We start from the raw sequence: 14,755 nt of genomic DNA on the forward strand, positions 1-14,755 counted from the left end.
AAATCTGTTGGCGAGTTGCCTACATAACTCATAATATTTCTGGTTTTTACATCAATAACAATAATCGCCAAATTATTGACTTCATTTTGTTTGTATTGATTGTAATAATACTTCGCAATCTGATTCACTCGATTATGCAACGCCATATCCAAAGTGGTTTTTAACCGAGTTCCTTCTTGATTTTTGGCCACTCTTTGCAACAAATGCGGTGCAATTTGTGGCAAATCATAAGGTTTTTGAGGTAATGGTTCTTCGATAGCCAATTCGTAAGTTTGATTATCAATAATACTTTCATTTTTTAACTTTAATAAAAGCACATTGCGTTTTTTAAGTAATTTTAATTGATTTTTCCCTGGATAAATTAAACTTGGAGCGTTCGGTAAAACAGCCAATGTTGCACTTTCAGCCCAAGACAATTGATGTGATTGAACACCAAAATACCGCCACGAAGCCATTTCTAAACCCACTACATTTCCGCCAAAAGGGGCGTGGGCCGCGTACAATTCTAAAATTTTATCTTTAGAATGTCGCAATTCCAACCGTGTTGAAAGGATTATTTCAATAATTTTTTCAAAATAGGTCCTACCTTTTCCTTTTCGAGACAAACGAATCACTTGCTGCGTTAATGTGCTTCCGCCGCGAACTACTTTTCCTGCTTTTCGATTTTGTTTAATGGCATTTACCATTGCAACAGGATTAAATCCAGGATGTTTGTAGAAATACTCGTCTTCAAAATAAACAATGCATTTTTTGAATTTTTCTGGAACACTGTCTTGCGCAGGAAAACGCCATTGGCCATCTCGAGCAATTTTAGCACCCAATAATTCTCCTTCTTTACTTTCAATGACTGTTGAATAAGGTTCTTGAAATAAAGTTCGTGGTAATGAAAAGTAATAAATTGTCAGTAGTATAAAAATTACAACTGATTTTTTTTTATTGTTTTTTATGTAATCGAGAATGCGTTGTAAGAACGCTTTGAGTTTTGTTTTCAAAATTTACAAAAATTCAAATGATTTGATGTTTAGCCCTGATGGAGTGGAAATCCTTTTTATACCTGACAGGTTTTTGAAACCTGTCAGGTGTGAAAAGATTGAAACGAGAGCAGGAATATGGATTACAGATAAATCCCAAGCCATTCGCTCCAAATAAAATTATTTGACCACTTCAACCCATCTTCCTTTTGTTCTCGCCAAAAATGTATTGTCGTACATGGCTTCACATTGCAATCCAGGTAAATAATAATTTCCAAGATAAGAAGCATTTAACAAAACACTAAACGTTTTAGTTTCACCCGATTTTAATGGAAAATAGAAATTTGTTCTATCATCGCGGATATCAATATAATCGGCAATATTGTTTGTAGCATCGCCAAAATCTGTAAAACGTGTATTTACAATTTCGAATCCTGAAGGTAAAATTTGTGATAAAGCCACATTTTCAACTCTTTCATTTTTTAAATTTTTGATGGTTACTTCGGCAACAAATTCAGTCCCTTGATTGATTTTTGAAACATTGATAACGCCACCTTTTCTGTTTTTGAAAACCACATTGGCACTCAATCCGTTTTGAGCAGTTTGTTCTTGACCCACAGGAAGTATCCCAGAATTTAAAACACGAACATACAAAGTATTGTTTTTATTGTTCTTGATTTTCAAACCATTAGCACCTGTTTTAGTCGAAAGATTTCTTTCAGCCAACGTTTTATTGGTGTTTACCATATACGATTTTCCTCCATTCACAAACTGAATATCAATCCCTTTTCCTCCATTGAAAGCGGCAAATTTTGACATCGAATATAAGCAGTACGCTGTTGTTTGTGTACTCATCCATTGGTCTGCCGACATTTGTTTAGCCAATTTCATAGCGGTCGTAAATGCTTTTTGTTTTTGGCCTAATAAAATTAAAGTTTCTAAGGTCATGGCTCGATTTCTATCACTTGAACCATAATAGTAATAGCTGTAATTATCGTTATAATCCTCATCGATTTTAGATTTTAACAACAATGACATTCCCGCTTGTTTTTGTCCTGCCAAAGCATAAGAAGCTGCCAATCGCAATTTACTTTCATTTGAAATTCCATTGGTTTCTCGCAATCTGTTCATTGATGATAAATCAGGCGAACCAGCCAATGCCAATGTATATAAACGATAGGCTTGTGCAAAATCGTTGCCATATTTAGGTTCAAAACGCCATTTTTTTGATTCTTTCTGTTGGAAGGAAATCCATTTTGATTTTAAATTAATAGGTAAAACATAGCCTTTTTTCTCGGCTTCCACTAAGAAATGTCCCGCATAAGAACTTCCCCAATCGTCAGGAGATGGGTCACCTTGCCAGTATGAAAATCCACCATTTGACAATTGAAATCCAAATAATCTAGTAATTCCAGCAGTTACATTCTTTTGAATTAATGTCTTACGATTGGCATCAATATCTGCAATATCATTTAAATACAATTGTGGAAAAACCGATGAGGTAGTTTGCTCTACACAACCGTGTGGATACTGAATTAAATATTGCAATCTTCCATTAAAATTAATTGATGGCATTGAGGATACTTCAATTCTGGCTTTATTGCTTCCCGCAACTCCAAAAGTTTTCCAAGATATAGTTTCGGAACTATTTGGTTCTAAAACAATATCGGTAAAAGTATTGGTTACAGGATTTGGATTGGTCATATCAATTTCTACATCATAAGTAGATTTTTCATTCCCAGATGTTGCAATGACTTCCACTTTTGCGATACCAGTTGTAGCGCCCACTTCCAAGTTAAAATACGTCATTTTCTCATCTGGACTCGCAAATGTTAAGTTTTGAGTAGATTTTCCAATGACTTTTAGCCCTAGACTTGTTTTAATTTGTACAGAAACTTTTTTGACCCAGTTTTCCATTGCAAAAATAGTCACGGGAATCGTCACTTTTTCCGATGGAGATATTTTTCGTGGCAACGAAGCCAACGCCATCAACGGACTACGAACAGGTGTTGCTTTTTCAATACTTCCGTAAGCGCTTGATTTTGCATCGCCAGCCACAACCATTGTTCTTACCGAACCTATATATTTGGGTAATTTTATTTGATGTGTTTCTGTGTCGCCTTTACCTAACTTGAAAGGACCAAGATAAACAACTACGGGTTTAAAACGATTGGCTTTTTTGGCTTTGCCACCACCCAAATCTTGATCGCCACCAATACTGAATATTTGATTGACTTTTCCACCATACGCCCCAATTACATCATCGTAAATATCCCAAGTTTTTACACCTAAAGCTTCACGAACATAAAAACTATCCCAAGCATTTGGGGTTTTGAATCGCGTTAAATCCAGCAAACCTTCATCGACAACTGCAATAGTGTAAGTCATGGCTTTTCCTGATTTTTCACTTACATTTACACTAAATGTTTGTTCAGGTTTTAAAACATCGGGCATTACAATTTTAGGTTCAAGAATCGTATTTTTATTAATAACTTCCACGGGAATAATGCCGTACATCCTTATAGGAGAATCATTTTTTGTTGATGCATGTGGTTGTAATAAAGTAATATTGAAATACACATTTGGCGCCATTGCGGCAGTAATTGGAATTTCAACTTTAGTCTCTCCTTTTTGGGTTTTTGCCCAAATGGTTTCTACTACTTTTGCACCGTTTTCTATCGAAATTAAGGCACGCCCGCCTTCACTTGACGGGAATGATATTTGTGCTTTTTCGCCTACTTCATAATTTTTTTTATTTGTAGAAAAAACCAGCATATTGGCTGTTGAAGCATCGGTATTTCTGGTTTTTCCAGACCAAGCTGGCCAATCGATATTGACAGTTTGTGCTGTGGCGTGACCGTCATTGGTATTCATAACTCGAATCAAATAACGTCCCCATTCTTCATCAGTCACCGCAAATTGAATGCTTCCCTTTCCACTTGCATCCGTATTTACTCTAAAAGTTTTGTAAGATGTGGTTGCATTTGATGAGTTGTAATTCGATAAATTATCGTTTGAAGAATCCCACCACCAACGCCATTCTACTTTGAAAACTTTTACTTCTAGATTTTTAACTGGTTTTGGACGACCATTTTCATCAACAGTAATAATTTCAAAACGATTATTGGCTCTGGTTTCGAGCATTTCATATTTAGTTAGGGCTGGCAATTTTAAACCAACATAAGTTTTATAAGGAGAATAAGTTGTCGACATTACATCGGTGCTAAAATCGCCACCTTCCTCATAAACCTTTGTCATAAAAGCAGCACGCAACATTCCTGGAGCTTGTCCTTGCAATTTTGGATCAATATTTACGGATGCTTTTCCGTTGGCATCAACTTTTCCTGAAAAAACATTAATTTCTTCCGTACTAAACTGACGTACTTCATCATCAAAATCATATTTATCAAGTCCTTTAAAAGTAGTAACTTGTTGCGAGAATTTGGCTTGCATTTCTACTCGTAAATCTTTCGCAACAGCGCCATGAAGCCAGTTTACTTGCAAATTGGCATTGTTTGGATAGGAAGCGGAAAGCACTTCGTTTTTAAAAACATTTTTAATTTTCAAACGATTGGGTTTGATGGTTTCAATTTTTATATTTTTATAAAATTTGGCACCACCAACGTTTACCATAGCTTCCCAACTTCCAGTCGGATCGTCTGCATTTGTTGGAACTATAAAACTATAATGATTGAGTTCATTTGATTTTTGAACAGTTTGGTAGGTTATTTTCCCGTTTGGATTCGTCAATCTGAATTTAATAGGATGTGTATTCGGTATTTTGTTTGCTACATCATTAAAAATGAATGACAAATACAAATTATCTCCTGGACGCCACACTCCGCGTTCTCCATAGATAAAGCCTTTCAAGCCTTTTTGTAAAGCTTCTCCAGCTACATCAAAATTGCTGACAGAAAGCGAATTTCCATCATCCAATTTCACATAAGTGGATTGATCTCCGTGAGAAACAATGGCAAAATAGGCAAATTTATCCAATTCAAATTTTGCAATTCCATCACCATCTGTTGTTTCGCTGGCTAATTTTTGTTGTTGAAAATTAAATAATTCTACTTTTGCACCGGAAACAGTTTCGGTTGTGACAATATTATTAACAGCAAATAAATACGATTTGTTTTCACCGCGTTTGGCAATAACACCCAAATCTGAAGCTAGAATATTAGTTCCAATGGTTGTATTATAAAAATATGATTGCGTGCAAGCATCTTCGCTTTCGCGCCAGCTGTAATCCTCATAATAATAGTCATCGTAACTATTGCCACTATAATTTACATCATTTTCGTCTACTTCATCATCATCAGTTGTACTATCATCTTCTGCGGATCCATCACATTTATATAAAGAGTAATTTTTCTTGAACGAAAATTCCACACGATAAATAGCGCCGGGTTCAGGCGTAATTATTTTAGATAAATCCAGCGCAAATGTGTTCCATTCGCCAAAATTGACTAATTTATTTTCCTTTAAATTTATGGTAGATTTGGCGATGGGTTGTGCAATTTTTTTCAAATTTTGAGCGCCATTGAGTTCATTGTATTGTAAAAATTGAAGGATATTATTTTTGTATATTTTATAAACCCTAACATCAACAGCACTCAAATTAACAGCTTCAAAATTGAGTTTCAAATTATTTGAACTAGGTAAAATGGTTCCATTTTTGGTGAATTTGACATTTGGTTTTATTTGGTCAAAAGAAACAGAGGTAGAAAAATTCTGCTTCATTTTATATCCATTTTCACTTTCAATACCCTGAAAAACTTCGACTAGAACATTCCCAGACATAATTTGCTCAGGCGTTGTCACTTCCTCAACAGGCTCGGCATAAGCCACAGCTTCGGTAGCAGAGGCAACAGCATCTGTAGCAGCAGAATCCACGGCAACAACTTCTACCGCAGAGGAATCTAGACTTGTTTGAACTACTTCTGGAACCGCTTCAACAATTGGTGCTGGCGTGTTATCTGTAATTGCATCATTATTAAAAAATACTTTCAAAACGTTTCCTTCTGTAGCAAATTTTAGGTTTTTTGCATTTTGAATATTAACTAATCCTTTGAAATCCTGCCCTTTTTGCAAAGCATCAGAAAAATTGATTAGCAATGTTTGATTGTCACCTTCGGGAATCGAAACATCAACCACTTTGAAATTATCTTTTCCTACAATTGTGTAATCAATTTTGCCTTTTTGATCAATATCGAAATTATCTCCATCGTATAAAATTTCTATTTTACTATCGTTATCAAAACGTTGAATACTATCCACTACAAATTTAAATTCTGTAGTTGTACTTGATGATTTTGAAAACTTAATTTCCAGTTTTTTGCCATTTTGTTCGGCTGTTACTAATTTTTGAGCCGTTTCAAAATCAAGATTATCCGCTGTTTTTAAAGTACAATTCAAATATTGATAGTCTTTTCCATAGGACTGAATATCTTCTGTAGTTACTAGAAAATCTTGCTTTACCGTTTTAAGTGTAAAGTTAAACTTTGCCAAATCTTTACTTTTTTCGTCGAGAGTAACTACTTTATCTACTTTAAAAGTAACTTGATATTCGGTATCGGGATCTAATTTTTCTTTAGGAATAAATGCAATAGTGTTTGGAGAAAGAGCTACAACCTTACCACTTACACTTGGTGATATGTCGAATAAATCATCGTCCAAAACTTGATTTGCAGTCCATTCTTTTTTATCAAAAGCAAGCACGACTCGAATATCTGAACCAGTCGAGACTATTCCTCCTGTAAAATTTGAAATTATGCCTTTAAATAACGAAAAATCTGAATTAAAATCGGTAGCTGATTTTCTACCACACGCTTGAAAAATAAGAAAAGAAACAAATACCCAAACAAGATTTTTCGTTTTCATTTTGAATAAAGAATTAAGAGTAAATAATTGGTTAAATTTTCATTAAAAATACATCAAAATTCATACCGATTTTGTTAAATACCATATTTTTTTTAAATTTATTTTTTTATTTAAAAAAAAAGATTTAAAACTGTTATTTGAAACATGATTGATGAACAATTCTTAAAATAATACTTGATAAAAATCGGTATTATTTAGAAGCGTTAAAAATAACAATTATAATGGCTTTTTTCGATTGAAAATGTGAAATTTAATTGCGATTTAATTCCAGCCACGTATCTTTGTAGTTGGAATACAAATTTTTAAAAATGCAATCAAATCAATTAGATTATTTTCCAATTTTAATGCAAATGCTATTAGCTGTAGGATTTGTAGTGGGAACAATTATAATTTCAGGTAAGCTCGGACCAAGTAGATCATCAGTTAACAAAGATAAAAATTTTGAAAGCGGAATTGATTCTATTGGAAATGCACGAATTCCTTTCTCTGTAAAATATTTTCTAGTTGCCATTTTATTTGTGCTTTTTGATGTAGAAGTTATATTTTTGTACCCTTGGGCAATTAATTTTCAGGAATTGGGAGAACAAGGGATGGTTAAAATGTTCATATTTATGTCGTTATTGCTCGTAGGTTTTTTCTACATTATAAAGAAGAAAGCTTTGGAGTGGGAATAGAAATTATTTTAAATTATAAATGTTGAATTTTAAATTATTTGAGCATTTAAAATTTATAATTCAAAATTCAAAATAAATAAAAATGAGTTCAGATACAAACATAGTAGAAGCTCCAGAAGGAGTAACAGGTGAAGGATTTTTTGCTACAAAACTCAATGATGTTGTAGGATTGGCTCGTGCCAATTCAATGTGGCCATTGCCATTTGCTACTTCTTGTTGTGGTATTGAGTTTATGGCAACAATGGCTTCTCATTATGATTTGGCACGTTTTGGATCCGAAAGAGTAAGTTTTTCGCCTCGTCAAGCAGATATGTTGATGGTTATGGGAACTATTTCCAAAAAAATGGCGCCTATATTACGTCAGGTTTACGAGCAAATGGCAGAACCTCGTTGGGTAATTGCAGTTGGTGCTTGTGCTTCATCTGGTGGTATTTTCGATACTTACTCGGTTCTTCAGGGAATTGATAAAGTAATTCCAGTAGATGTATATGTGCCAGGTTGCCCTCCCCGTCCAGAACAAATTGTAGATGGTGTGATGAAACTGCAAGAATTGGTCAAATCAGAATCAGTTCGTCGTCGTAGTTCACCAGAATATCAAGAACTTTTAGCATCTTATAATATTAAATAAAAATATTGTTTTAAATTATAAATGTTAAATTTCAAATTAATTTAAAATTTATAATTCAAAATTTAGAATAATAAATAAATGGCTTTAGAAAACATCCAAATCCAAGATAAACTAACTGAAACATTTGCCGAAAGTGTAATGCATTTTCGTCAAGAAAAAGATATTTTTACTTTTGAAGTTGCTTCAGATAAAATAACAGCAATAATATTATTTTTGAAGAATGATGAAAGTTTGAATTTTCATTTTTTAACAGATGTTTGCGGAATTCATTATCCAGATAATAATCAAAATGAACAATTTGAAGTCGTATATCATTTACACAATTGGATTGAAAACAAAAGAATTCGAATTAAATGTTTTTTGAATGGTACAACTCCTGAAATAAAAACAATTTCCAATATATTTTTATGTGCCAATTGGATGGAACGTGAAACTTGGGATTTTTACGGAATCAATTTCGTTGGACATCCACAACTAAAACGAATTTTGAACATGGATGAAATGATATCTTTCCCAATGCGAAAAGAATTCCCAATGGAAGATTCAGGAAGAACCGACAAAGACGATCGATTTTTTGGAAGAACAACGATTAATTCGTAATTACGAATTTAAAATTATGAATTACAACATAATAAAAGATAATAAATAGTATATAAAGAAACAAGAAACATAAAATTACAATTCATTAAAAGCAATAATTTTTAATTCGTAATTCGTAATTCGTAATTAAATTATGTCAGAACTATTATTACCACCAGAGCATCGATATGCTAAATTAATAAAAGAGAAACTAAACGATGATGGAAGTGAGCTTTCAATTCTGAATTTAGGACCTACTCACCCAGCTACACATGGTATTTTTCAAAATATTTTGTTGATGGATGGTGAGCGTATTATTGACGCCGAACCAACTATTGGTTACATTCACAGAGCGTTTGAAAAAATTGCCGAAAATCGTCCGTTTTACCAAATTACGCCATTAACAGATAGAATGAATTATTGTTCATCACCTATCAACAACATGGCGTGGTGGATGACACTAGAAAAATTATTAGATATCGAAGTGCCAAAACGCGCTCAATATTTAAGAGTTATCGTAATGGAATTGGCAAGAATTACAGACCATATTATATGTAACTCCATTCTTGGCGTAGATACTGGTGCTTATACTGGTTTCCTGTATGTATTTCAATTTAGAGAAAAAATTTACGAAATCTACGAAGAAATTTGTGGTGCTCGTTTAACAACCAATATGGGAAGAATAGGCGGTTTCGAAAGAGATTGGTCACCAAAAGCATTTGAATTATTGAATACATTCTTGGAAGAATTTCCAGTTTGTTGGAAAGAATTTGAAAACCTTTTCGAAAGAAATAGAATTTTTATCGATAGAACGGTAAATGTAGGTGCAATTTCTGCCGAAAAAGCAATGGCATACGGATTTACAGGGCCAAATCTTCGTGCGGCTGGTGTCGATTATGATGTTCGTGTTTCCGAACCATATTCTTCTTACGAAGATTTTGAATTCATTATACCAGTAGGAAAATCCGGAGATACTTACGATCGTTTTTGTGTTCGTAATGCCGAAGTTTGGGAAAGTTTGAGTATCATTCGTCAAGCATTAGAAAAAATGCCAGAAGGAAATGACTTTCATGCTGATGTTCCAGATTATTATCTTCCTCCAAAAGAGGATGTTTACAGTAGTATGGAATCATTGATTTATCATTTTAAAATTGTAATGGGTGAAATACCTGTTCCAGTAGCTGAAATTTATCATGCTGTAGAAGGAGGAAATGGTGAATTAGGATTTTATTTGGTAACCGATGGAAGTCGTACTCCTTATAGATTGCACTTTCGTCGTCCATGTTTTATCTATTACCAAGCCTATCCAGAAATGATCAAAGGAGCATTATTATCAGATGCCATCGTAATATTATCTAGTTTGAACGTTATTGCGGGAGAATTAGATGCATAAAAACTATAAATGATGAATTATAAATGATGAATTAATTTCAAAACATTTAAAATTTATAACTCAAAATTTAAAATAAAAATTAATGGAACATACACATTTTGAACAAGAAATAAACATAACTGAATCGTTGATGAATCGCATCAATGAGCTCATTGGTCATTATCCAGACGACAAACGAAAATCAGCATTATTACCAGTTTTGCACGAAGTTCAAGATGCACACGACAATTGGTTGAGTATCGAATTGCAAGACAAAGTAGCCGAAATTCTACACATCAAACCCATAGAAGTTTATGAAGTAGTATCGTTTTACACAATGTACAACCGCAGACCTATTGGTAAATTTATGTTTGAATTTTGTCAAACTTCTCCTTGTTGTTTGAATGGTGTGGAAAATCTAATGGAATATACATGCAACAAATTAGGTGTAAAAGTAGGCGAACCAACTCCCGACGGACTTTTTGAAGTTCGTGGTGTTGAATGTCTTGGAGCTTGCGGATATGCTCCGATGATGCAATTGGGAGATTTTTATCAGGAACATTTGACTGAAGCAAAAATTGACCAATTGGTAGCAGATTGTAAGGATGGAAAAGTAATATTACACGATAAATAATTATGTCAAGAAAAATATTATTAGACAAAATAAATATTCTAGGTATAAAAACCTATGAAGTATACCGACAAAACGGAGGCTATACTTCTGTAGAAAAAGCCTTGAAGACATTAACGCCAGACGAAGTGGTCGAAGAAGTAAAAACTTCTGGAATTCGTGGTCGTGGCGGAGCTGGTTTTCCTATGGGAATGAAATGGAGTTTTATTGATAAGAAGTCTGGAAAACCTAGATATTTAGTATGCAATGCAGATGAATCTGAACCAGGAACATTCAAAGATCGATATTTGATGGAATTTATGCCACACTTATTAATCGAAGGAATGATCACTTCAAGTTATGCATTGGGCGCAAATTTATCCTATATTTATATTCGTGGAGAATATATGTGGGTGTACAAAATCCTAGAACGTGCCATTGCAGAAGCAAAAGCAGCTGGTTGGTTAGGAAAAAATATCTTAGGAACGGGTTACGATTTGGATTTATATGTTCACGTTGGTGCTGGAGCTTATATTTGTGGTGAAGAAACAGCATTAATAGAATCATTGGAAGGGAAAAGAGGAAATCCTCGTATCAAACCACCGTTTCCAGCAGTATCAGGATTATGGTCTAATCCAACAGTAGTAAATAATGTTGAAACAATTGCAGCAGTGCCTTGGATTGTGAACAATTCAGGAGCAAAATATGCCGAAATAGGAATAGGTCGCTCTACAGGAACAAAACTAATTTCAGCATCTGGAAATATTAAAAATCCTGGTGTTTACGAAATCGAAATGGGAATTACGGTTTACGATTTTATCAATTCTGATGAATATTGCGGCGGAATGGCAACCAATCGACCTTTAAAAGCATTAGTGCCAGGAGGAAGTTCTGTGCCAATTTTACCTGCCAATTTAATATACAAAACAGCCAATAATGAAGACCGATTAATGAGTTACGAAAGTCTCTCAGACGGTGGTTTTCCTACAGGTTCAATGCTAGGTTCAGGCGGGTTTATTGTGTATGACGATAGAGCTTGTATTGTGCGTAACACTTGGAATTTTTCACGTTTTTACCACCACGAATCTTGCGGACAATGCACGCCATGTCGCGAAGGAACAGGTTGGTTAGAAAAAATATTACATAGAATAGAAACAGGAACTGGTCGTGAAGAAGACATCGATTTGTTATGGAATATCCAAAGCAAAATCGAAGGAAATACAATTTGTCCGCTAGGTGATGCTGCATCTTGGCCAGTGGCTGCTGCGATTCGTCATTTTAGGGAGGAATTTGAATATCACGTGCGTTTTCCAGAAAAAATAAAAAATAGGAATCATTTTGTGGATGAGCCTTTTGAGAAAGTAAAGCATTTAATTGGCAATCAATTAGCATAAATAAACCATTGGAAAAAGTAAACAACATAGAAATTTCTAACTTTAAATCTATCAAACATTTAAAGATTGATGGATGTAATAAAATTAATGTGTTTGTGGGTATGCCAAATGCTGGGAAGAGTAATATTTTGGAGGCATTAAGTTTGTTTGGATATTTGAATAACAGTCGAGATTTAAGAGATTATGTCAGACATGAATTAGATTACGAGTTGTTTTTTAAAGGCATTACGCATAATATTATATCCATTAGATTAAATGAAAAAATAGAACTTAATATTGCAAGTAGAGAAAGATATACTTCTGAAGATTTTATAAATTTAGATAATACAAATCTAAAATATAAAGAAAGTTTTTTTAACGAAAATGTTTATTATCATGATATAAAAAAATACATTTTCGATAATAAAAGAAGTCAAAAAAGAGGAGATCCAGTTTTAGAAACTCCTTTTGGAGAAAATATTGGACAAATTATTTCTATGAATGGTGCTTTGCGTGATGCGGTATCAAAATATTTAAATTCTAATGGACTAAAGATGGTTATTAAATCAGGAACATTTGAACTTGTTTTACAAAAGGATTTGGATGACGGAACTGTTTTTGAGTTGCCTTATAGTATGATCGCTGATACTTTACAAAGATTAATCTTTTACAAAGCGGCAATAATGAGTAATCAAAATTCTGTTTTATTATTTGAAGAGCCAGAAGCTCATTGTTTCGAACCTTATATTTTAGAGTTCACAAATGCTGTGAAATATGATGAAAATGACAATCAATTTTTCATAGTAACACATAGCGATTACATTATCAAAGAATTTTTAAGAGACGAGGAAAGCAAAGAAAACACTAATATTTATTTAGTAAATAATGTAGATGGTGAAACCAAAGTAAAGCTTTTAGATAAAGATAAGAATGAAGATGTTTTTGAATTTGGAATGAATATATTTTTCAATTTTGAGAGTTTGTGGGAAACTAATTAATTTTAGAATATGAAATTAGTTGGTGTAGAATGTTGGGCAGATAAATATTTTTTTGAACGATTATTGAATGATAAAAGTTTAATTAGAAAAGAAAGTGGAGATGATGCTGTAATTAAAGGAGTAGTTGTTAGCAGTAAAGGAAATTTTAGCATAGGAATTGTTGATGTTGATAAAGACAAAAAAATCCCAAGCAGTTTCGCTAAAATCTATGAAAACAATAACACACAAATATTCAAACACAATGAAAATTGTCAGTTTTTAATATTAATTGGACCAAGGCAATTTGAACATTGGATAAATGACTATTTAAAAATTAAAAATTGTGCTGTAGAAGACTTTGGTTTTATTAGTTTTGTTGACTTTATGAAAAAATCAAAATCATTAAAACCTGAAAACGACGAGCGGTTTAAAAATTTAATAAATTTTATTTTTGAAAATTTTAATGGAGATGAAAATCATATTTTAAAATTAAAAAGACATTTAGAATATATTTTAGAAAAGAAGTATCAATTTAATATTGATGAATTTCAAAACATATAATTACGATGAAAGTAACCATAGACGGACAAAGTGTCGAAGTAGAACCAGGAACAACAATCCTACAAGCAGCGCGTATGATTGGAGGCGAAGTAGTACCGCCAGCCATGTGCTATTATACTAAACTAAAAGGAAGCGGTGGCAAATGCCGTTGTTGTTTGGTTGATGTAACCAAAGGTAGCGAAGCCGACCCAAGACCTATGCCAAAACTAATGGCATCGTGCGTAACGGGTTGTCAAGACGGAATGGAAATTGCGAGCAAAGCTTCGCCTAGAGTGCAAGAAGCAAGAAAATCAGTGACTGAATTTTTGCTGATTAACCATCCTTTAGATTGTCCAGTTTGCGACCAAGCAGGAGAATGTGATTTGCAAAATTTAAGTTTCGAACATGGTAATCCAAAATCACGTTTTATTGAAGAAAAAAGAACATTTGAACCAGAAGATATAGGTCCAAATATTCAATTGCATATGAACCGTTGTATTTTATGCCAACGTTGCGTTCAAGTCGCGGACCAATTATGCGATGACAGAGTACATGGTGTAATGGATAGAGGCGATCACGCCAACATTTCTACAGCAATATCGAAAGCGATTGATAATGAATTTTCAGGAAACATGATTGATGTTTGCCCGGTTGGCGCATTGACCGACAAAACGTTTCGTTTCAAATCTCGTGTTTGGTTCAATAAACCTTACAACGCCCACAGAGATTGCCACAAATGTTGTGGAAAAACAACAGTTTGGATGTTTGGTGGCGAAATTCAACGCGTTACTGGTAGAAAAGACGAGTATCACGAAGTCGAAGAATTTATTTGTAATGGTTGTCGTTTTGATCACAAAAATGTTGAGGATTGGACTATTGAAGGACCAAGAAAAGTAGAAAAAGATTCTGTAATCGGACAAAATAACTATACTCGAAAATTAGAAAAAGTAGAGATTGCTACCGAAAAATTCATATTAGAAGGCAGAGACGAAGATCGTAAAAAAATAAGTATGGCTGAAATTGATTACAATGAAAAAATTGATGGCAACCTTATAGATACAAATAAAAATGGATAGTGCATTTATAATAGAAAAAAGTGTTGTTATATTAGTTGTATTTGCTCTAACAATGCTAATGGCGATGTATTCCAC

General features: G+C 33.5%; 11 protein-coding genes. 9 read left to right on the forward strand and 2 right to left on the reverse strand.

The window, feature by feature from the left end:
* Together RMN92_RS09410 and RMN92_RS09415 are read right to left on the reverse strand one after the other, a co-directional pair.
* On the reverse strand, positions 1–992 hold a 992-nt coding region (locus RMN92_RS09410), incomplete at its 3' end, for a transglycosylase domain-containing protein (protein WP_309609203.1).
* A 159-nt stretch (positions 993–1,151) separates the two neighbouring features.
* Positions 1,152–6,851, reverse strand: coding sequence for an MG2 domain-containing protein (locus tag RMN92_RS09415; RefSeq protein ID WP_309609204.1), 5,700 nt, complete (start codon positions 6,849–6,851; stop codon positions 1,152–1,154).
* A gap of 308 nt (positions 6,852–7,159) precedes the next feature.
* Between RMN92_RS09415 and RMN92_RS09420 the strand changes: the two genes are divergently transcribed.
* The 9 genes from RMN92_RS09420 to RMN92_RS09460 all read left to right on the forward strand — a co-directional run bounded on the left by RMN92_RS09420 (position 7,160) and on the right by RMN92_RS09460 (position 14,680).
* On the forward strand, positions 7,160–7,525 hold the full coding sequence (locus tag RMN92_RS09420) for an NADH-quinone oxidoreductase subunit A (RefSeq protein WP_309609205.1): 366 nt from the start codon (positions 7,160–7,162) through the stop codon (positions 7,523–7,525).
* An 82-nt stretch (positions 7,526–7,607) separates the two neighbouring features.
* The gene (locus RMN92_RS09425) at positions 7,608–8,153 is read left to right on the forward strand and encodes an NADH-quinone oxidoreductase subunit B (RefSeq protein ID WP_309609206.1); all 546 of its coding nucleotides are present in this window, start codon (positions 7,608–7,610) and stop codon (positions 8,151–8,153) included.
* 78 nt (positions 8,154–8,231) lie between these two features.
* Positions 8,232–8,753: an NADH-quinone oxidoreductase subunit C gene (locus RMN92_RS09430; protein WP_309609207.1), complete on the forward strand. Its 522-nt coding sequence runs from the start codon at positions 8,232–8,234 to the stop codon at positions 8,751–8,753.
* A 133-nt stretch (positions 8,754–8,886) separates the two neighbouring features.
* Complete coding sequence (locus tag RMN92_RS09435) at positions 8,887–10,125, forward strand: NADH-quinone oxidoreductase subunit D (protein WP_309609208.1); 1,239 nt, start codon at positions 8,887–8,889, stop codon at positions 10,123–10,125.
* An 82-nt stretch (positions 10,126–10,207) separates the two neighbouring features.
* Positions 10,208–10,738, forward strand: coding sequence for an NAD(P)H-dependent oxidoreductase subunit E (locus tag RMN92_RS09440; protein ID WP_309609209.1), 531 nt, complete (start codon positions 10,208–10,210; stop codon positions 10,736–10,738).
* A 2-nt stretch (positions 10,739–10,740) separates the two neighbouring features.
* Complete coding sequence (nuoF, locus tag RMN92_RS09445) at positions 10,741–12,108, forward strand: NADH-quinone oxidoreductase subunit NuoF (RefSeq protein ID WP_309609210.1); 1,368 nt, start codon at positions 10,741–10,743, stop codon at positions 12,106–12,108.
* An 8-nt stretch (positions 12,109–12,116) separates the two neighbouring features.
* Positions 12,117–13,085 carry an AAA family ATPase gene (locus RMN92_RS09450; protein ID WP_309609211.1) on the forward strand — a complete coding sequence of 323 codons (969 nt, stop codon included), beginning with the start codon at positions 12,117–12,119 and terminating at the stop codon, positions 13,083–13,085.
* Positions 13,086–13,094: 9 nt separating this feature from the next.
* Complete coding sequence (locus RMN92_RS09455; protein WP_309609212.1) at positions 13,095–13,625, forward strand: hypothetical protein; 531 nt, start codon at positions 13,095–13,097, stop codon at positions 13,623–13,625.
* 5 nt (positions 13,626–13,630) lie between these two features.
* A complete protein-coding gene (locus RMN92_RS09460; protein WP_309609213.1) occupies positions 13,631–14,680 on the forward strand; it encodes a 2Fe-2S iron-sulfur cluster-binding protein in 1,050 nt (349 codons plus the stop codon).
* Positions 14,681–14,755: the final 75 nt, after the last annotated feature.

Source organism: Flavobacterium sp. (assembly GCF_031363805.1).
In the GTDB taxonomy this organism is placed as follows: Bacteria; Bacteroidota; Bacteroidia; order Flavobacteriales; family Flavobacteriaceae; genus Flavobacterium.

Coding starts and splice junctions, on each gene's coding strand:
- RMN92_RS09415 (WP_309609204.1), bottom strand. CDS start 6,851: ATGAAAACGAAAAATCTTGTTTGGGTATTTGTTTCTTTTCTTATTTTT.
- RMN92_RS09420 (WP_309609205.1), top strand. CDS start 7,160: ATGCAATCAAATCAATTAGATTATTTTCCAATTTTAATGCAAATGCTA.
- RMN92_RS09425 (WP_309609206.1), top strand. CDS start 7,608: ATGAGTTCAGATACAAACATAGTAGAAGCTCCAGAAGGAGTAACAGGT.
- RMN92_RS09430 (WP_309609207.1), top strand. CDS start 8,232: ATGGCTTTAGAAAACATCCAAATCCAAGATAAACTAACTGAAACATTT.
- RMN92_RS09435 (WP_309609208.1), top strand. CDS start 8,887: ATGTCAGAACTATTATTACCACCAGAGCATCGATATGCTAAATTAATA.
- RMN92_RS09440 (WP_309609209.1), top strand. CDS start 10,208: ATGGAACATACACATTTTGAACAAGAAATAAACATAACTGAATCGTTG.
- nuoF (WP_309609210.1), top strand. CDS start 10,741: ATGTCAAGAAAAATATTATTAGACAAAATAAATATTCTAGGTATAAAA.
- RMN92_RS09455 (WP_309609212.1), top strand. CDS start 13,095: ATGAAATTAGTTGGTGTAGAATGTTGGGCAGATAAATATTTTTTTGAA.
- RMN92_RS09460 (WP_309609213.1), top strand. CDS start 13,631: ATGAAAGTAACCATAGACGGACAAAGTGTCGAAGTAGAACCAGGAACA.